Genomic DNA, 18,388 nt, shown 5'->3' on the forward strand with positions numbered 1-18,388 from the left:
GATGAGAGATTTCTCGGCAAATATGTTAAAATAAGAAAGAAAGATGAGAATAAAGGAGAAGCTTATTGACAATGATTCATTTAAAAACAGAACGAGAAATTCAGCTTATGCAGGAAGCCGGAAAATTACTGGCTGCTTGCCATCAAGAAATTGCCAAACTCATTCAGCCAGGAATAACAACAGCAGAAATTGACCATTTTGTTGAGAATTTTTTAGCTCAACATGGAGCTACTCCAGAACAAAAGGGGTATAAAGGCTATCAATATGCCACATGCGCTTCGATCAATGATGAAATATGTCATGGTTTTCCACGCCATGAGCCGCTGAAAAACGGGGATATCGTCACCATTGATTTCGTTGTAAATTTGCATGGAGCGCTTGCTGATTCGGCATGGACATATGCCGTTGGCGAAATCAGCGAGGAGCTGAAATCCTTGTTATTTGTTACGGAACAATCTTTATATAAAGGAATTGAACAGGCTGTAGTCGGAAACCGGATCGGGGATATCGGTTATGCTATCCAAACATATGTGGAAGCACAAGGTTTTTCAGTTGTCCGCGACTTTACGGGTCATGGCATCGGTCCGACCATTCACGAAGAACCGTTCATTCCCCACTTCGGGCAAAAAGGAAAAGGGATGCGCCTAAAAGAGGGCATGGTGATTACGATTGAACCGATGGTAAACACCGGAAAATGGCAGAGCCGCATGGACAAGAACGGCTGGACAGCCAGAACGGTAGACGGATCTTATTCTGCCCAATACGAGCATACAATTGCCATTACGAAAAACGGACCGTTAATTTTGACTACTTGTTCCATATAAAATGAATGGAGGTCCGCCTTTTGCGCGGACCATCTTATTCACTTTTTATTTGCCGTTCGTACAAATCATTTAGATACATCGTGAAAAATGAACCTGTCAAAGCAGCAGGAAGAGAGAATGTGATATGATAGCTCTCAAACGGTTTAAAAAGGAAGGAAAGCATCATGAAGCGATATGAAAATTTAGACCTTATTTCGACTAAAAAAACATTTTCTGACTTTCGTCGATGGCAAAAAGAACGAAAAACCAAACAAAAGGATCTTTCCTATCAAGTTCCACACGTTGATCCGCCTGAATATCAACAGCTTCATGAGAATCAAGCGAATACATTGCTTTCATGGATCGGCCATTCTACCTTTGTTATCCAAATAAATGGAATAACGGTTGTGACAGACCCTGTATGGGCTAAAAGAATGGGGACAGCTAAACGGCTTACTGCTCCGGGAATTGCGATCAACGACATGCCAACTGTCGATGTTGTTCTTATTTCACACGGCCATTACGACCATTTGCATTTTTCCAGCATTCGCAAACTAAAAGGAAATCCTCATTTTTTCGTTCCAGTTGGCCTTGGACGTCTATTCCGCCGAAAAGGATATCAACATGTGACAGAATGCTCTTGGTGGGATACCGTGGAGTATCGAGGAACATTCTTTACCTTTGTGCCCGCACAGCACTGGACAAGAAGAACATTGCTAGATATGAATACCTCCCACTGGGGAGGCTGGATCATCCATACAGATGGACAGCCAACCTTTTATTTTGCCGGTGACAGCGGCTATTTTCGCGGCTTTCGCGAAATTGGTGAACGTTTTTCTATCGACTATGCGCTCCTGCCCATCGGCGCTTATGAACCAGAATGGTTTATGGGGCCGCAGCACGTGACTCCTGAGGAAGCCGTTCAAGCCTTTATGGACTGTCAAGCCAATATATTTATTCCCATGCATTATGGAGCGTTCCGCCTCGCTGATGACACACCGCAGGAAGCGCTTGACCGTCTCGTATCTGAATGGCAAAGGCGCCAGCTCGATCTAGAACGGCTGCGCTGCTTAAAGCTTGGAGAAGTATTGAATTGCTGCGGCTAGCCAGCATAGGCAGACAGCCCTTGCTGCTTAATAAACGGCAAGGGCTGTCTGACGATCATCCATCTCCTATTCCATTTGCTAACGGTCATAGCCGCGAAACACATAGGGCTCTTCCGGTTGTTTCATCGTATGCCAAGATGCTACCTTCACATATGGAATAACAGCATTATACGGCTGGTAATACATAGTGGATAGTTCCCCTTTTATATGAATCCATTCATCATTTTTGAGAGCAGGCGGTTTTGCAAACTCAGCCAGCAGTCCATAGACCCCTGAATCAGCTACACAATGGATGATACCAAATCGCAAAATAAATACTTGGTCCTTATTCGTTGTTTCATCATGGTAAACAAAGCCATCCAATTCAATCTCTTTATCGCTAAACTCACCTGGAAATTGATAAATGGTCTCAATCGCTTTTAAATAGTTTTGGTCATTGAGAATCAGACTGGATTTTTTAGAGAACTGAGCCAAATCCTTTCTCATTAAATCCTCATAGCCGCTTCGATCATAATAAATGCTTGTATCAGGACGCAAAAACTGCCGCTGCACGGTAGGGTCTTCGCTTTGCGTATCAAATCCTGGAATATGAAACCCTTTGGCTTTGACAATGTCTGAATCCAACGTAGCGATGGGAAATGCTAATGCTGAGACGATCGGAAAAATGAAAATAGCATAATTAAGCGCTTTTTTCCACTTCGGCTGCCCCTCTTCATGATGATGGCAGCAATCATCATGACAATGGTGATGATGTGTATGTTTCTCCTTTCGATTTGCGATGATAAATTGAATAACCGTTAGAAAAACAAACAAAAAAATGGCACTAAACGACAAGTAAGAGTAGCGCATATTAATGTATTTGCTTATATCACCAGTGGCATGTAAATGAAAAAAAACAAAAGCAAAGCCAAGTAAAATATATGTGCGCAGCATCGAACCGCCCCCCCTTATTCACCGCTTTTTTATGCTGAACTGCCAGCAAGATATGGCCACCAAGCTGCTTCATCTCATCGATTCAACTATCGCCCTGCTTCCAAGCCATATGGATAGTAAAATTTCCGGATCAGAAAAGTCGTTCTCCTTGATGAATTCCCCTCCACTTACCCTTTGTTTAGAGGCGGGAGACTTCTCGACAGGTTATGTTAAATCAATAATGAGCCGATAAAAACAAAGAGTGTAATATAAGCAATCAGCACAAGCACAAATCGTGTTTTAAACGATTGAAGCAGCATAAGCGTATTCTTAATATCCAACATCGGTCCATATACTAAAAAGGCAGCCAATGCTCCAAAAGAAAATGTATTTTGAAACGACGAAGCAATAAATGCATCCGCTTCAGAGCATAATGAAAGCACAAACGCCAGCGCCATCATCACAAGAGATGCCGTCATTTTCCCATGTCCAATGGCCAGAAGTGTTGATGTTTTGACGTACGTTTGCATAGTAGAAGCGATAAAAGCACCGATAATTAAATATTTCCCTGACGTAAAAAATTCTTCCACCGTATGCTCTAGCGTCCCCATCCATTTTTCCTTCAATGTCCGGGACGGGGAAGCATGGATCACTTCTTGGTTTCGCAGCTGCTCATCTTTATATTGTATCGATAATATGAGTCCAACCATGACGGCCACAATATACGCAAAAACCGCACGATAAATCACCATTTTAAAATTGCTGCCAAAGGCAATATACGTAGAAAACAGGACGATTGGATTAACGACAGGCCCTGTCAACATAAACGGAATGGCAGCATGTAGCGGCACCCCTTTCGTAACTAAACGGCGGGTAATCGGTACAATGCCGCATTCGCATGCTGGAAACAACACGCCAATGAGAGCTGAATACAGGACAGCCAGCACTTTATTTTTCGGAACCCATTTTTTGACCATTTCTTCTGTCACAAACATTTGAATAATGCCCGAAATAAATACACCAATTAATATAAAAGGAATAGACTCTATTAAAATACTAACAAAAATAGTATTAAGCTGTAGAAAGGACTTCATGCGGCCTCTCCTTTTCTTTAATAAAGTTCATAACAGGATCTCCCATTATATCTGTATAAATTATAACTAAAACAATTGAACAAATGGTATCTGTAACAGCCCTCGGTCGAAAGGGTCTCGCGACTTGTTTTTCACCACGCACTTCTGTAACGAAAATGAGTGGAAAAATCGGTTCAACCTTCGTATCCATGCAACTGTGAACATGACCAATTCCAACTATATATTGGCCATTCCATCAACGGATCATGTTGCAATCAGCCGACTGATTCCATCGTTCCAGACGTGCCGTTGCTGTATGCGAAGCATCGATGATCGTTATACTATCATAATACAACTGAACGTTTCAAACTTTCTATATGGAAATACAGATGGAGTTTTCACCAGAAACCCATCTCCTCCATTTTTTCGACAACGGAAGATCAATCGGTAACGGACTTCTGTCACGCCAAAGCGCCACTGAGCGCCGAACAATCAGCCGCATACAAACAAAGCCACTTGCAGGAAGCAGCATCGGTTGCCCGTGGCAATCGGATCATCATATAGAGGTCTATGGCAAAAAATTTATTAATAAAACACCTTATTTGTTGAATATGTTTCCGTTTATCCGCATTGGCCAATAGCGTCTTTTTATGCCGGATGAAACAAATGATCGCTGACGGAAGCCAATCGCCAGAGACTTACCTGTCGCACGAATGTATAGCAAAAGTTCACACAACACCGTTTTCCGACCGATTCCGTCGTTATTGACAAATATACCCTAACAGCAACTTTTTTATTTTAGCACGACTGATCCATCCTTTTCATGAGAATTTCATAAAATTTTCTCATAAAAAAACGAAGCGTTTCCACGCCTCGTTTTCCTATCCATCTTTTATTCTTTCACTTCTTTTTTCCACAGACCAATCATCAAGGCTGTGACGATGGATCCTATTAAAATAGCAAGTATATATAACCATGGACTTCCTTTGACGATCGGAATGACAAAAATTCCGCCATGCGGCGCTGGAAGGCCGATTTTAAACAGCATCGTTAACGCTCCGGCAATCGCCGACCCGACAATAATCGAAGGGATGACACGCACCGGATCGGCGGCTGCAAATGGAATGGCTCCTTCCGTAATAAACGTGGCGCCCATAATATAGCATGTTTTTCCAGCTTCCCGTTCCGCTTTTGTAAATTTACGCTTAAACAATGTCGTGGCCAAGGCCAGACCGAGCGGAGGAACCATCCCTCCTGCCATAATCGCCGCATGTGGAGCGTAATTTCCGGCATCAATCATAGCAAGTCCGAATGTAAAGGCCGCTTTATTAATCGGTCCACCCATATCAATCGCCATCATTCCGCCAAGAATGAGTCCCAATAGTACAAGATTCCCTGTTCCCAGACTGGAAAGCCAATGCTTCATTCCATCATTTAATGCTTTTACTGGATCGACAATTACATACAGCATAATAAACCCAGTGATAAGAATACCAAATAGCGGATAAATCAATACAGGCTTAATGCCTTCAAACGCAGCAGGGAGCTTATGAAAGGCTTTCTTAAGTCCAACCACTAAATATCCGGCTAAAAAGCCTGCGATTAATCCTCCTAAAAATCCAGCCCCGCCATTAGCTGCGATAAATCCGCCAACCATTCCTGGCGCAAATCCTGGGCGATCAGCAATGCTCATGGCAATGAACCCCGCAAGTACAGGAATCATAAGCGCAAAGGCGTTGCCGCTTCCAATATCCATCAATGCCTTGGCTAATGGATGAAACGATGGATCGTTTGGATCAAAGGCTTTGATTCCAAACAGGAAGGAGATCGCAATCAAAATCCCCCCGCCGACCACGAACGGAAGCATGTTTGATACGCCGTTCATCAAATGCTTGTAAAAGCCTGTACGTCCTTTCACATGAGTTGATTCCAGCTTGGCCCCACTTCCTTGATAGACGGGTGCTTCTTGCTTTAAGGCCTGCTCAATCAGCCGTTCCGGTTGGCGGATCGCTTGAGCAACAGGCACTTGCAGCACAGGCTTCCCTCTGAAGCGCTCCATTTCTACTTGCTTATCTGCCGCAACGATAACAGCAGAGGCTTCTTCAATATCTTTCGCTGTTAATTCATTTTTGACACCGCTTGAACCGTTCGTTTCAACTTTGATGTCGATATTCATTTCTTTCGCTTTCGCTTTGAGCGCATCAGCCGCCATATACGTATGGGCAATTCCGGTTGGACAAGCTGTAACCGCTACTATTTTTTTCGCTGAAGCTGGCGCCGTTTCAGGCTCTATCTCTTCTGCCGCTTCTTTTTCTTTGATGACAGAAAGCAGCTCTTCCTTAGTTGAAGCGCTTTCAACACGTGAACGAAATGCGGCATCCATCAGCATGGATGATAGACGGGCGAGCGCTTCCAAATGAGTGTGATCCGCCCCATCCGGAGCAGCAATCATAAAAAATAAATGGCTTGGCTTTCCGTCCAATGCGTCATAATCGATTCCAAGATTAGATCGGCCAAAGGCCACCGCCGGTCTGGCCACCGCGGATGTTTTCGCATGAGGAATGGCAATTCCATCGCCGATTCCCGTCGTACTCTGCGCTTCACGGAGCAAAACCGCCTCTTTAAACGCTTTCAAATCATGCAATACACCTGCTTGCTCTAATGTTTGAGCAAGCTCGTCAATAATTTCCTCCTTTGTTCTCGCCTTCACCTCAAGAACTATCGTTTCCTCTGTTAATAAATCCGTAATTTTCACGATCACACCCTCCTTTTAAATGCGCATGATTTTTACTTGGCCAAGCAACCGCTCGACATTTTCTTTTGTGCATAAGTCCTGCGAAAAAGCGGTAGCGCTTCCGGAGGCGACACTATAAGCAAACGATTCTTCCACACTTTTTCCGCTCGTATAGGCAGCTAGAAAGCCTGCGACCATCGAATCACCAGCGCCAACCGAATTTCTTACCGCTCCCTTCGGCGCTTCAGCAAACAGCGCGGTATCCTTATCAAAAAAGAACGCTCCCTCTCCTGCAAGTGAGACAATGACATGCTTCACACCCCATTCAACTAGGCGGCGTCCATATATGACGGCCTCTCTTTTCGAATGAAAAACCGTATCAAATAATTCCCCTAGCTCGCGATGATTCGGCTTCATTAAAAACGGCTGGTCGTTCATGAGCCTCTTTAGGGCAGGGCCGCTTGTATCCACGACCACTTTTACCTGCGCTTTTTTCGCCACGTCCATGATTTGTTCATAAAAACGCACAGAAAGCGAGGAAGGGATGCTGCCAGCCAGCACGAGAAAATCGTCCGGCCGCAAACATTGAATTTTTTTGAGCATTTCCTTTTGCGAATCAAAGGAAATCGTCGGGCCTTTTCCATTAATTTCAGTTTCTTTTCCCGATTTTAATTTAATATTAATCCGCGTATCTTCCGGCACTTTGACAAAATCAAACTGAATATTTTCGCGCTGTAATTCATGCTCAATAAAGGCTCCTGTAAATCCACCAATAAAGCCTAAAGCCGTATTTGGCACACCAAGACGTCTCAGTACGCGCGATACATTAATTCCTTTTCCGCCTGGAAAGGTCGTTGCACTCACCGCTCGATTCAATTCACCAATTTGGAAATGATCTACTTCGACAATATAGTCAACAGAAGGATTTAGTGTACATGTATAAATCATTTTGTCACAACCTTAACCTCGGTCTTTGCTTCGTATTGTTCCAGCAGTTCTTCATCTAACTCATCTGTAATAATTGTAGCCGCTGGCAAATCGGCAATTTTCGCAAATGTGCTTTCATTTATTTTCGAGTGGTCTGCTAAAACATAGGCTTGCCGGGAAAGCTTAATCGCCATGCTTTTCACCATCGCTTCTTCCGGATCTGGTGTTGTATATCCGTATTCAAAATGGATGCCATTCACACCAATAAAGCATTTGTCAAAGCTATAATTTTCTAATGAATGAAGCGCCCCGCGGCCAATTAGCGCCTTTGTTTTCTTTTTAATCAATCCCCCTAGCAAATAAGTGGGAATATTTTTCTCCAGCAATGCTTCTAAATGAGTGATGCCATTGGTCACAACAACAAGATCTTTGGCATTTAAATGCGGTATCAATTCAAGAGTCGTTGTGCCTGCATCTAAGTAAATGCAATCGCCAGCTTCAACAAAACCCGCAGCATATTGAGCGATCATTCGTTTTTCTTGTATATACTTTTCTGATTTCTCAAGTATGCTCAATTCCTCTCTTTTTTGATGCAAAACAGCAGCTCCTCCATGAACGCGCCGCAATTTTTTCTCCTTCTCCAGCTGGTTTAAATCGCGGCGGATGGTTGATTCGGAAGACGCCGTTGCTTCAACCAGTTCCTGCAATTTCACAATCTTTTTTTCTGCTAATAATTCTAGAATCAGGCGATGTCTTTCCACTGTCAGCACGGTCTCACCTCCCCTTCTGAATCATATCGTTGCTTTCATCATATCGTATGGCGAACGAAAAATCAATCAAAATCAATCAATTTCATTCATAAAAAATCAAAAATTATCTATAAATCAATCAAAAATAATCATTCCCGATAAATACAGCTTGAAGGTCGAACAAAAGGTCTCTAAAAAATAACGGCCGAAGATAAGTCCACATACTCATCTTCGGCCGTCAAAAAACAACACGAACTCTATATTCATATACATGGCTAGCGATTCGTCCGCTCCAAACGCGGCATATATTGCGTTTCGATAAACTGAATAAACTGCTGGGCATAATAAGGGTCAAACTGTGTTCCTGCACAGGCGCGTAGTTCGGCCACAGCTTCTTCAAATGTCTTGGTGGGCTGATACGGGCGCTCTGTTGTCATCGCATCAAAGGAATCGATGATGCATAAGATGCGAGCCAGCTTCGGAATTTCCTCTCCTTTTAATCCATATGGATAGCCTTTTCCATCATATCGTTCATGGTGAAGCTCAACAAGCGGCAGCACATCTTCAAACCGGCGATTCGAAGCTAAAATTTCTTTTCCCCATATCACGTGCTTTTGGATAATTTCCCATTCATGAGGCTCCAGCTTTCCTTTTTTATTTAAAATGTCGCGCGGCACTTCGATCTTTCCGATATCGTGAATAAGCGCTCCTAAAATAAGCGTTTGTTTTTCATGATCGGTTAGATCAAGCCGTTCACTGAATTCAAGCGCATACGTAAAGACCCGCTTGCTGTGACGGTACGTATAGACATCCTTTGACAAAAAAATTCTCAACAGCTGCTCCATGTCCTCCAAATCTTCTTTAAATTCAATTTGGCTCCAACAAATATTTTCCTCGTCATATATTTGTACATTATTCTTGCCTTGCGCTTTTGCATAATACATGGCTTGGTCTGCTTTATGAATTAACTCACCACTGTCATACATTCCTTTTTCATATTCAGCAATTCCACAGGAAAAAGAAAGACAGCGATAAGGAACATATTCAACACCAATAAAATACGTATCATTCACTTTTTTACGCAGCCGATCGAGAAATAAAAAGGCCGCTTCTTTCGTTGTGTTCGGCATTAAAATGGCAAATTCTTCGCCGCCATAACGCGCCACAATATAATTTTTCTCCTTTGTTTCGGCTTGCAATAAATCACCGAAAAACTTCAACAGCTCGTCCCCGCGCAAATGGCCATTGCAGTCGTTATATTTTTTAAAATCATCCAAATCCAGCAACGCGAGGCAAAAAGATTGCGGCAACTTTTTCACATCTGCAAAATGTTCTTTTAACGTTTCTTTAAAAAAACCATGATTGTACAAACCCGTTAAATCATCCCGATTCGCTCGTTCAGCGACGGATTGATATAGCTGCAAAAACTTTCGAAATACAAATGAAAGCAATGTGACTAAAACAGTAAATAAAAACAAACCAAAATATTTTTGTTCTTCTAATAAAATGGCTAAAACCAAAGAAAGCAATAAAGTAACAAAATAACTAATACAAGCTTCTCCTAAAACTCCCAAATTGAAAGTACCTTTGAAAATTTGCCCAGACAGAAAGAAAAATAGAAACATAAACATAATATTCAAGCTAAAATAAACTACTAAACTAATCATGTATGGAAATAAATTGTTGGTATTAATCTCTCCTATTCTTCCACCAAAAAGCAAAAATGTATAATATGCTCCCACCATCATTAAAGAATACATAGAAAAATTAAAAAGATGTTTCCACGAAGCAACTCTTCTTCTTTTATACAATAATTCAATAATAATACTAAAAAGCAAAACATTTAATGTTAAACTAATACCATACAAAAACATTGATGCTAAATAAATAGCTGAATCCATAGAAAATGAGTTATCTTTCGGAGGAAGATGAATAGAAAAATAACTTAATAAAAGAACCGATGAAGACAGCATATAAATTAAAACCCAATCCTCTAAGGATTGAGTAAAAAAACTGCTTTTCCACAAGCATACAAATAAGCCTGCGCCATAAATAATTGCTACATATAGTTTAACTAAATTTTTTTGATGAAAATATTTATTTGAAAACATCTTTAACCACTCTCGTTTTCAAAGGTTTTAAGGAGAAGTATAACACTTCTCCAAACTTGGACTTATGTTAAGCGAAATCCCGATGTCAACGCCACGATAACAGAACCGATGATGAATAGGTTCACAAGCACTTTTTTAACGGTTGCGTTCATCCTGTTCACCTCCCTTCATGGGCGGTTTGATGTGAAGAAGGATTATTCTGTCCATTCACCATAAGATGCTGAACAAAGAGAAACGCTCCTACATTCATGACCACATCGCCGATGCTGATTACTTGCCGGCGCGGATATGGCGGGGAAAGCGGAATAATGTCTCCTAAAAACGGCAAAACAGTGGAAGCGTGAATCGCTTCATGCTTTCCATATATGCCAGCCTTCAAAATTTCAACATACTCCCGCCCAAGCGTTTGTGCAGCTTCAATGGAAACAGGCATCCTTCCGCCGTTGACTGCCATAACAATGAAATTCAAAAACACTCCTGCAAAAATCACCAAAAAACCCGGCTGGTGTCGATTCATCCAGAGAAAAATCAGACCAACTACATAAATCAAAAGAAACAAGACATTGCTAGCTTGACCAATTATATCTATTTTATTTTGCAACATAAAAATACAAATTTCAATCCCTAGTAAAATAGGAAAAAGCCAGCCGCCGCGCAAGTTTATATGGGCAATCCCTTTCAAATTTCCCCCGCGCAATAAACCGATTAATAATGATAAAAGAATACCGTCATAGACCATCTTTTACTCTCCTTTGCCTCTCGCACCTTCCATCAATCGTCAAAATTCGCGCGCATGCCCTATGCCATCTCATTCTCTGAATCTATATACATCCACCTTGCGAAGAACTGGGAAGTCAATGGTTGGAGGCCAGTCCAAGCACTTGCTTTTCTCATGCAAAAATCAGAAAAAATATTTAGAAAATTATTACCCTTTATATCCATTAAATCTATTCTTGTATAAAAATGTAAATAGGAGTTTAGAACTATTTATATCAAGATATCTTTCAATCGCCCTTCTTCTCGTTTCAAACTCTATTATACAGCTTAAAGGCGAAGCGAGGGAAACGAATGTTTTTGGTAATCGGAAGGCGAAGCAGCCGGCTTATCGACCTCACACCTTTCCTTTGCGTCATGCATCTTGATGACGAAAACGGTCGTCCGAATACCCTATCTGATCATTGGCGAGAGAAATGTGGACACATTCCATTCATACCGTTGCACTCGATTACACCACGAAAAGAAAGGTTCATTCCGTTCTCTATCGATCATTTCGCATAACAAATGGCCGAGCGGCACCGCCTTTCACTGCCTGCCAAGCGATGATCTTCGGCCACCTTTCAAAAGGAGAAGGCGTTCCAGCGTCTCCTTTACTTAGAGATAGGATTGTCTTACTTGCTTCTATGTCCCCCTAAATGCCCCTCCCGGAAAAAATAACCACGATTTATATCGCTTTATTTTTTATGAGCTTGATCGGAAATACCATATGCTCTGCTAACTCCGGAACATCAATAAACGGATTGCGATTGCCTTGAATCAGAAAAATGGCTTGATTTCGATGTCTTTCGTAAAGCGTAGCGGGAAACTGTTTGTGCCAGCGAATAAGCAACGGAACATCAATTTTACGGCGGACTCCCTTGGCAATTTGCGTCGGATAGCGCAGTAAAAAATATAACATCGCTCTTGCCACTGTCCCTTTTCCGTATTCCGGTTCAAAAAAGCCATTTTCAGCGACGCCGCAATGATTTTGAATCAGTTCATCAGGTGATTCTGGTTCATAGAAGGGAAAGTCAGCATATGGAAAGTTAGAGCGGACCGTATTGCATTCCGGCTGGCACACAAACAGATGATGCAAATCTCCTTTCATCGGCTCTCGCGCTCCAAACCATGATTGCGGCACAACATGCTCCGTGTTAAATTTAAATTGCTGTTCAATCCCTTTTATCTTTTGTTCGACATTCAATTCACTTTTTCTTATTTTTTTTAACAGCAGCCGGAATTCCTCATATCTCTTTTTAACGATTTCATAATCTCGGACAATCATCGTTTCCGGGGCCTTTTTCTCTCCTGAATAAATGCTTTGAACGGAGCCATCCGGATGAAGATCGACCCATGTATACAAATACTCATCCTTACTGAAAAAATACGGCAATCTCCGCTTATGCGTTTTTGTAATCAGTTCGTGATACTGTACAAACAGGGACAGCTTATCCGCTTGATGCTCAATCTTCCGGTAATATCTCTTAATCGCTTGACCATCTTTTGTTTCATCGTAATAGATCCTTGCATCCGCTTGGATTTGCTGCTGGTTTTCCTTCAATACCATCAACTGCGTATCGCAGTCCTCGCAATTCCACTGTTCAAGCTCCTGAACACTTTTCAACAGGTTCATTTCATTTTCCATCTTCCTCCACCCGCCTTTTAGGAGGTTTATCCGCCGGTTTTTAGGCAAACAACAAGCTTCTCTGTCCCCTGATTGATAAACGGCTGCATATGGATCATCATTCTTTCTCTATATGGTACGTCAATGCTTGCTTTCTTGACCGTGCGCATCTTGTTTGGCTTTCCATTTTACACTAGAACGCCACGGGTCATTTGAATTCACTAGACAATGAGAAGACAACAAGGAAGGGGATGATGATTGATTGTTTCTTCTGTCTACAACTAACGTAGCAGCTAGCTCTCAGGATGAAGCCGATGATGCAACTGGACAAATAAAAGGGTGATTATCTGTATTATATCAAAAAAACCGATTGGCAGATATTCACCATTTGAAAAACTGTCGAGGCATGCCTAGTAAGCAAGGTTCAGTAACTGGAAGCTCTGAAAAAATAGCGGCCGGAGGCAAGTTCAAAAACCTTCCTCCGGCCGTTGAAAAACCGCACGAGATCCATATGAATCAAGTGACCCTTATATAGACTTTTTCACTTAGCCGCTTTTCAGCCATGCTACCAGACTACCGCATAATAAACGACATGACGCTGAATAAAATGACGGCTAGGCCCGCTGCAATAAAAGAAGGAAGCAGCTTCGTGCGCGCATATTCAATCACCGGCAGATCTAAAATGGTACAAAGCGTTACCGTGTTATCGCTAAGCGGGGAAGCAAAAGCGCCAAATGTACCGCTAGCAAATACAGCGCCAATCACTAATAAAATGTTCGTGCCTGATTCATGAGCAAGCGTAACGCCAAGCGGCATTAATAATCCCCACGTTCCCCAAGAGGAGCCGATAAAATAAGAAATCAGCGCACCCAATAAAAACAATACAGGAGCTACAAAATAGTGAGGAATCCAGCCTTTTACATGATCCGTAATATACTGCGAGAATCCCAAGTCCTCAGAAATCGCGGACACCGCCCAAATTAATGAAAGCATAATAATGACAGACATTAACTCATTTCCGCCTTTGACAAAATGAGTGAGCAAATCCGCTAGCTTAAATTTTTGAAATAAAAAGTAGGCCACAGCGACGATGACCGTTATGATTAACGATTCCAGCATGACTCCAAGGGCATCGCTGCGCAGAAAAGCATCAAAAAAGCTGTTTGCTCCTTTCCGTCCGTCCCACCAGCTAAGAAATAACGTTAATACAAGCACAAATGAAAGAGGAATCATTAAATTCCAAGGCCTGATCGGCGTTTCTTTTTCAAATGCCTTTGGACAGGTTTCTAATCCTTCTTCCCCTTGAGCCTCGTTCGGATTGGTTTCCGCCTCGCTTGCCGCTTCAACCATGACCGCCTGATTCCATTTTTTTATGTCGGCCATCGGCTCCGTTTTTTTCGAGTATTTAAAAAAGCTATAATACAGACCAACCACAATAATGGTGAATGAAAAAAAGTTAAAAGGAATGCTTTGGACATAAATGGTGTAGGCTTTTTCATGAATCCCGGCGGTTTTCAGCGCTTTATCAATCACCGACACCATGTATCCGACAAACGCAGTCGCCAGCGGAATCAACGCTACGACAGGATTGGAGGTCACTTCAATTGTAAAACCGATTTGCTGGGACGATAAATGAAGACGTCTTTTCAGCGCTTTCATAATAGGAGCCACTGTCACAATCCGAAAATCAGGATCGCTAAAGGTCACCATCGTCGAAACCCACGTAAGCAGGAGAGCGCTTCTCGCTGTTTTCACCTTTTTGCTCACGAGGTGAACAAAGCCTTTGATTCCTCCTGTATATTTGATCATACTAATTAAGCCAGCAAATACATAAAGGAACATAATAATTCGGATGTTATTCGTTTGCATAAGATTATGAACGACATAAGACAGCATCGTTTTTAAACCGCCAAGCAGCGTTGGCTCTATTAAGTAGCTGCCTAGCATCAGCGCAGCAAACAAACCGGGAATGACTTGCCGCGTCCATATTGATAGTGGAATCACAATTAAAAACGGGAGAAGAGATTTCCAAGAAGGCTCCATCATGAACTGCTCCTTTGTCAATAAATCTTTTACTTTATATGTTAGTATGATTCGTACAGCTAAAATGTATTCTCTTCTCCATTTTGGCTATTGGTTTATCCGCGCAGACGAAAGTGAGCATTCATTTGTCCTTTTAACATTTTTTCTCTAACTTCCTTTGTCAACTCTTTGCGAATTTCTCGGGTCGTAACGCCCTCTTCTCGCTTATCGGCAATATCCATTAATCGTTCTACATCATCAAATGAATATTTGCGCGCTCCCTTTGATCGATCTGGAAAAATGAGCTTTCGTTCCTCATAGTAGCGAATCTGCCGTTGCGAGAGCCCTGTTAACTCACTAACAATTCCGATCGAAATAACCTTTTTGAATTTATAAGAATCTTCTTTATGTGACATGGCGCCCCTCCTATGATAGTTTTTCTAACATTATTATAAAAGTTTTAAGGGAAAACTGTTACCATATTGTTAAAAAAATTAACAATCATTCCGATTTTATGTAAGAAAAACTAACAAAAAGATATGAAATCATTAGCTGAATCATATAAGATGAAAAGAAAAAGGGAGTTGATCATATGGGAGCATTCATGCGGAAAGCCCTGTCGAAACAAAAGCAGTTTTATATTTATGAACTGATGAGGACGGGACAGTTTGTCAATCCCGATCTCCTTTCCCAATGGACCGTAAGCGATCTGCGTCATGAATATGAGAAAAATAAAAGCCGGCGGAAAAGAAACGGAGGGGATGATGTTGAATCGGCAAGCTCTTGAATTAGCTAAAAAAGTCGTAGATTTAGATATAAAACGCGACGAACTGTTTGAACAGCTTATTCTTCTTGTCGGCGATCGAGCGTACGAATTGTTGCGATTCGTACAAAACAGATGACCTTTCATCGCCCCCTGCCTCTCACTCCTTTTCGTTCAGGGGGCCCTATGTACAAAAAAGGAGCATAAAATTAGCTCCTCTTCTTCATCAGCATTTTTTCAATAGCCTTTTATGTCTCGTTTCCATCCCTTGATTTTCCATTTCAAATAAAGTGAACTAAACCAGCTTCCTCTATAATTCCAACCGTTGTCGCAATGCTTTGACATAATTCCGGCTCACCGGAATTTTATCGGCCGTTCCCTCGAGTGACAGCTGATATGCTCCATTAAACCAGGGAGTGAGCTGCGCAATTTTTTCCACATTCACCAAGTAGCTTTTATGCGGCCGGAAAAACAGATTTCCTTTTAGCTTTTGCTCCAAATCCTTTAGCGACACCTTCGTATAATACGTTTTTTGCTTCGTAACAATAAGCGTATCTTTAATTTCTCGACAGCAATACAAAATATCGTGTGGCGAAACATAAACAATCCCGTCGTTTTCCTCGACGGCCAGCTTGCGAACCGCCTCCTCAGAAGCAGCCGGCCTTTCTTTTTCAAATTTGCGAATCAAACGCCATATCGTTTCGCGAATCTGCCCTTCATCAAATGGCTTCAGCAAATAATCGACCGCTTCACATCGGAACGCCTCTACCGCATAATTAGGATAGGCGGTAGCGAACACAATGCTCGGCGGCTGCTTCATGCGCTGCAGCATTTTAGCTAGACTTAATCCGGACATTTCCGCCATTTCAATATCAAGAAAAACCACATCGGGCTCTAATGTAACAATTTTCTCTAATGCGCTTTCTCCGCAATCCGCTTCACCGACAAGTTCGATCTGTTCATATACACAGAGCAGATGCTTTAGCTCTTCGCGGCTCAAAGGCTCATCATCTACGACCATAACCTGAATACGCAACCGCATATCCCACCTTTCTTTCTGTATATGGAACAAGCAATTGAACCGTTGTTCCCTTTCCTTTTTCAGAGGCAAGCGAAAGCTCCGCCTCCTCCCCAAGCAGCGATTTTAAACGCTCATAGACATTATACAATCCGATTCCTGCACCGGATTGGGAAGCAATCGGTGCCTTCAACAATTGCGATAATTGCTCCTCTGTCATTCCTTTTCCATTATCAGAAACGGAGATTTTCACCATACTTCCCTCTGCTTTGACAGAAATAACAATTTCGCTTCCTTTTTTCATATGCTTCAAACCATGCCGCACCGCATTTTCGACAAGCGGCTGCAATGTCATCGTCGGCAGGGTCATTTGCTCATACCCGGCCTCGATTTCATAGCGGACGCGCAATTTATCTTGAAATCTCGCTTCTTCAATCGTCAAATACGCCTGGACATGCCTGATCTCCTCTTCCAGTGTTGACAGCATCTCCGTTGCATCCGCTAAATTTTTGCGAAAATAATACGCTAAAGACACAAGAAGCTGTCTGGCGCGATTCGGATCGATTCGAATACATGAGACAATCGTATTCAACGCATTAAATAAAAAATGCGGGTGCACCTGTGCGTGCAGCGCTTTAATTTTCGCTTCTTTCATAAGCTGATAATATTTTTCTGCTTCGGCAATTTCAAGCTGCAGGCTTAAAAGCGAAGATAGCCCTTTTACAAATTCTACTGCAATCGATGATAGCTCCGCTTCCGAATGAAAATAAAACTTAAGTGTCCCAATGGTTTCATCTTTTCGCTTCAGCGGAGCAATAATGGCTTTATGCAGCGGACAATGCCGGTGGCCGCAAATCACACGATCGCGCACAATTATCATTTCTCCTGTTTCAATCACTCGGCGCGTCATTTCTGTTTGGATCGGCTCGTCAGCCAAGTGGTGGTCACTGCCTGCCCCCACATGGGCAAGAATATGAGTTCGATCCGTAACGGCCACCGCTACGGACGGCACCTCCCGAATAAAAAGCTCGCATATCGCCCTAGCGGACTGCGGAGTCAAGCCGTTTCGCAAATGATGAACGGTTGCTTCCGCCAGACGCATCGCTTTTTCAGCCTGTAGAGCCCCCGCTTTTTCTTCCTCTTGAAAAACATTGCGAATCACTAAAATAAAAATGGCGCTGCCAAGCCCGTTCGCAATAATCATTGGAATTCCGATTTCTTCTACCAAAAGCCACGCACTCGCAAATGGCTTGGCCACCAACAAAATGACAAGCATTTGCAAAGACTCGGCGGCCATTCCCACCATAAGTGCCACACGTGGCGAAAGAGCGTTCGCTCTTTTTTTACGATGATGCACAATCCCAGCAATAGCACCGGCAGCCATCGTAGAAATTCCGCAAGCCACAGCGGTAAATCCACCAAGAAACAACCGGTGAATTCCGGCAATCAGCCCGGCTCCAAGCCCTACTTTCCAGCCGCCGAGAAGACCGGCAATAACAACTCCAATAACACGCGAATTAGCAAGCGCTTCATTCTCTTTTAACGACCATGGCCATTTCATAATTTCAAATGTTTCAACCCGAACGGTCAAGCCTGTATAAGTACCAACAATGCCGAAAATTCCGAAAATGACCATAATAATAAACCGCTGCATCCCGTCTACTTCTTGATGATAAATTAAGCGGCGAAAATATGGAAGACGCGTCAATAAAAAAGCGACCATCACAATAATTCCAAGCCTTTCAACCATGGAAAGACAAAGCTGCCACATCGCTCTCACCTCTATTTTT

At 42.4% G+C, this 18,388-nt stretch carries 16 protein-coding genes; 4 read left to right on the forward strand and 12 right to left on the reverse strand.

The features are described from left to right. Positions 1-71: 71 nt before the first annotated feature. Together map and GFC28_RS04390 are read left to right on the forward strand one after the other, a co-directional pair. The gene (gene map / locus GFC28_RS04385; protein WP_044743428.1) at positions 72-824 is read left to right on the forward strand and encodes a type I methionyl aminopeptidase; all 753 of its coding nucleotides are present in this window, start codon (positions 72-74) and stop codon (positions 822-824) included. A 161-nt stretch (positions 825-985) separates the two neighbouring features. After that, positions 986-1,909 (forward strand): MBL fold metallo-hydrolase, encoded by a 924-nt coding sequence (locus tag GFC28_RS04390; protein ID WP_044743427.1) that lies wholly within the window; start codon positions 986-988, stop codon positions 1,907-1,909. Between the two features lie 78 nt (positions 1,910-1,987). Here GFC28_RS04390 and GFC28_RS04395 read toward each other — a convergent pair whose 3' ends face one another. Together GFC28_RS04395 and GFC28_RS04400 are read right to left on the reverse strand one after the other, a co-directional pair. Further along, positions 1,988-2,842 carry a TIGR03943 family putative permease subunit gene (locus tag GFC28_RS04395; RefSeq protein ID WP_044743426.1) on the reverse strand — a complete coding sequence of 285 codons (855 nt, stop codon included), beginning with the start codon at positions 2,840-2,842 and terminating at the stop codon, positions 1,988-1,990. 209 nt (positions 2,843-3,051) lie between these two features. Then, positions 3,052-3,915 (reverse strand): permease, encoded by an 864-nt coding sequence (locus GFC28_RS04400; protein WP_044743425.1) that lies wholly within the window; start codon positions 3,913-3,915, stop codon positions 3,052-3,054. Between the two features lie 368 nt (positions 3,916-4,283). On the opposite strand from GFC28_RS04400, the gene GFC28_RS04405 reads away from it, so the two are divergent. After that, complete coding sequence (locus tag GFC28_RS04405; protein ID WP_044743424.1) at positions 4,284-4,535, forward strand: hypothetical protein; 252 nt, start codon at positions 4,284-4,286, stop codon at positions 4,533-4,535. 251 nt (positions 4,536-4,786) lie between these two features. On the opposite strand, the gene GFC28_RS04410 is transcribed toward GFC28_RS04405, so the two are convergent. The 8 genes from GFC28_RS04410 to GFC28_RS04445 form a co-directional block, all read right to left on the reverse strand. Further along, the gene (locus GFC28_RS04410; RefSeq protein ID WP_044743423.1) at positions 4,787-6,649 is read right to left on the reverse strand and encodes a PTS fructose transporter subunit IIABC; all 1,863 of its coding nucleotides are present in this window, start codon (positions 6,647-6,649) and stop codon (positions 4,787-4,789) included. A 15-nt stretch (positions 6,650-6,664) separates the two neighbouring features. Then, on the reverse strand, positions 6,665-7,576 hold the full coding sequence (gene pfkB, locus GFC28_RS04415) for a 1-phosphofructokinase (protein WP_044743422.1): 912 nt from the start codon (positions 7,574-7,576) through the stop codon (positions 6,665-6,667). Continuing rightward, complete coding sequence (locus GFC28_RS04420; protein ID WP_044743421.1) at positions 7,573-8,325, reverse strand: DeoR/GlpR family DNA-binding transcription regulator; 753 nt, start codon at positions 8,323-8,325, stop codon at positions 7,573-7,575. The genes pfkB and GFC28_RS04420 overlap by 4 nt, the downstream gene beginning before the upstream one ends. Positions 8,326-8,579: 254 nt before the next feature. Further along, positions 8,580-10,415: a diguanylate cyclase gene (locus tag GFC28_RS04425; RefSeq protein WP_044743506.1), complete on the reverse strand. Its 1,836-nt coding sequence runs from the start codon at positions 10,413-10,415 to the stop codon at positions 8,580-8,582. 157 nt (positions 10,416-10,572) lie between these two features. Further along, positions 10,573-11,154, reverse strand: a complete 582-nt coding sequence (locus tag GFC28_RS04430) for a DUF5317 domain-containing protein (RefSeq protein ID WP_044746831.1) — start codon at positions 11,152-11,154, stop codon at positions 10,573-10,575. A gap of 702 nt (positions 11,155-11,856) precedes the next feature. Beyond that, positions 11,857-12,816 (reverse strand): endonuclease I family protein, encoded by a 960-nt coding sequence (locus GFC28_RS04435; protein ID WP_082063882.1) that lies wholly within the window; start codon positions 12,814-12,816, stop codon positions 11,857-11,859. A gap of 552 nt (positions 12,817-13,368) precedes the next feature. Beyond that, positions 13,369-14,838, reverse strand: a complete 1,470-nt coding sequence (locus tag GFC28_RS04440; protein ID WP_044746832.1) for a Na+/H+ antiporter NhaC family protein — start codon at positions 14,836-14,838, stop codon at positions 13,369-13,371. Between the two features lie 95 nt (positions 14,839-14,933). Next, a complete protein-coding gene (locus GFC28_RS04445; protein ID WP_044746833.1) occupies positions 14,934-15,233 on the reverse strand; it encodes a MerR family transcriptional regulator in 300 nt (99 codons plus the stop codon). Positions 15,234-15,533: 300 nt separating this feature from the next. Between GFC28_RS04445 and GFC28_RS20085 the strand changes: the two genes are divergently transcribed. Further along, positions 15,534-15,719 carry a hypothetical protein gene (locus GFC28_RS20085; protein ID WP_172798624.1) on the forward strand — a complete coding sequence of 62 codons (186 nt, stop codon included), beginning with the start codon at positions 15,534-15,536 and terminating at the stop codon, positions 15,717-15,719. Between the two features lie 171 nt (positions 15,720-15,890). Here GFC28_RS20085 and GFC28_RS04455 read toward each other — a convergent pair whose 3' ends face one another. Together GFC28_RS04455 and GFC28_RS04460 are read right to left on the reverse strand one after the other, a co-directional pair. Beyond that, positions 15,891-16,622: a LytR/AlgR family response regulator transcription factor gene (locus GFC28_RS04455; protein ID WP_044746835.1), complete on the reverse strand. Its 732-nt coding sequence runs from the start codon at positions 16,620-16,622 to the stop codon at positions 15,891-15,893. Continuing rightward, entirely contained in the window at positions 16,588-18,369 is a 1,782-nt protein-coding gene (locus GFC28_RS04460; protein ID WP_044746836.1) for a sensor histidine kinase, read from the reverse strand. Before GFC28_RS04460 ends, GFC28_RS04455 begins: the two co-directional genes overlap by 35 nt. Positions 18,370-18,388: the final 19 nt, after the last annotated feature.

The sequence above is a fragment of the Anoxybacillus sp. B2M1 genome, from assembly GCF_001634265.1.
Taxonomy (GTDB): domain Bacteria; phylum Bacillota; class Bacilli; order Bacillales; family Anoxybacillaceae; genus Anoxybacteroides; species Anoxybacteroides rupiense.

Excerpts from the sequence above, each read along its gene's own strand:
- map (WP_044743428.1), top strand. The coding sequence starts at position 72 with ATGATTCATTTAAAAACAGAACGAGAAATTCAGCTTATGCAGGAAGCC.
- GFC28_RS04395 (WP_044743426.1), bottom strand. The coding sequence starts at position 2,842 with ATGCTGCGCACATATATTTTACTTGGCTTTGCTTTTGTTTTTTTTCAT.
- GFC28_RS04400 (WP_044743425.1), bottom strand. The coding sequence starts at position 3,915 with ATGAAGTCCTTTCTACAGCTTAATACTATTTTTGTTAGTATTTTAATA.
- GFC28_RS04405 (WP_044743424.1), top strand. The coding sequence starts at position 4,284 with ATGGAGTTTTCACCAGAAACCCATCTCCTCCATTTTTTCGACAACGGA.
- pfkB (WP_044743422.1), bottom strand. The coding sequence starts at position 7,576 with ATGATTTATACATGTACACTAAATCCTTCTGTTGACTATATTGTCGAA.
- GFC28_RS04425 (WP_044743506.1), bottom strand. The coding sequence starts at position 10,415 with ATGTTTTCAAATAAATATTTTCATCAAAAAAATTTAGTTAAACTATAT.
- GFC28_RS04430 (WP_044746831.1), bottom strand. The coding sequence starts at position 11,154 with ATGGTCTATGACGGTATTCTTTTATCATTATTAATCGGTTTATTGCGC.
- GFC28_RS04435 (WP_082063882.1), bottom strand. The coding sequence starts at position 12,816 with ATGGAAAATGAAATGAACCTGTTGAAAAGTGTTCAGGAGCTTGAACAG.
- GFC28_RS04440 (WP_044746832.1), bottom strand. The coding sequence starts at position 14,838 with ATGGAGCCTTCTTGGAAATCTCTTCTCCCGTTTTTAATTGTGATTCCA.
- GFC28_RS04445 (WP_044746833.1), bottom strand. The coding sequence starts at position 15,233 with ATGTCACATAAAGAAGATTCTTATAAATTCAAAAAGGTTATTTCGATC.
- GFC28_RS20085 (WP_172798624.1), top strand. The coding sequence starts at position 15,534 with ATGAATATGAGAAAAATAAAAGCCGGCGGAAAAGAAACGGAGGGGATG.
- GFC28_RS04455 (WP_044746835.1), bottom strand. The coding sequence starts at position 16,622 with ATGCGGTTGCGTATTCAGGTTATGGTCGTAGATGATGAGCCTTTGAGC.
- GFC28_RS04460 (WP_044746836.1), bottom strand. The coding sequence starts at position 18,369 with ATGTGGCAGCTTTGTCTTTCCATGGTTGAAAGGCTTGGAATTATTGTG.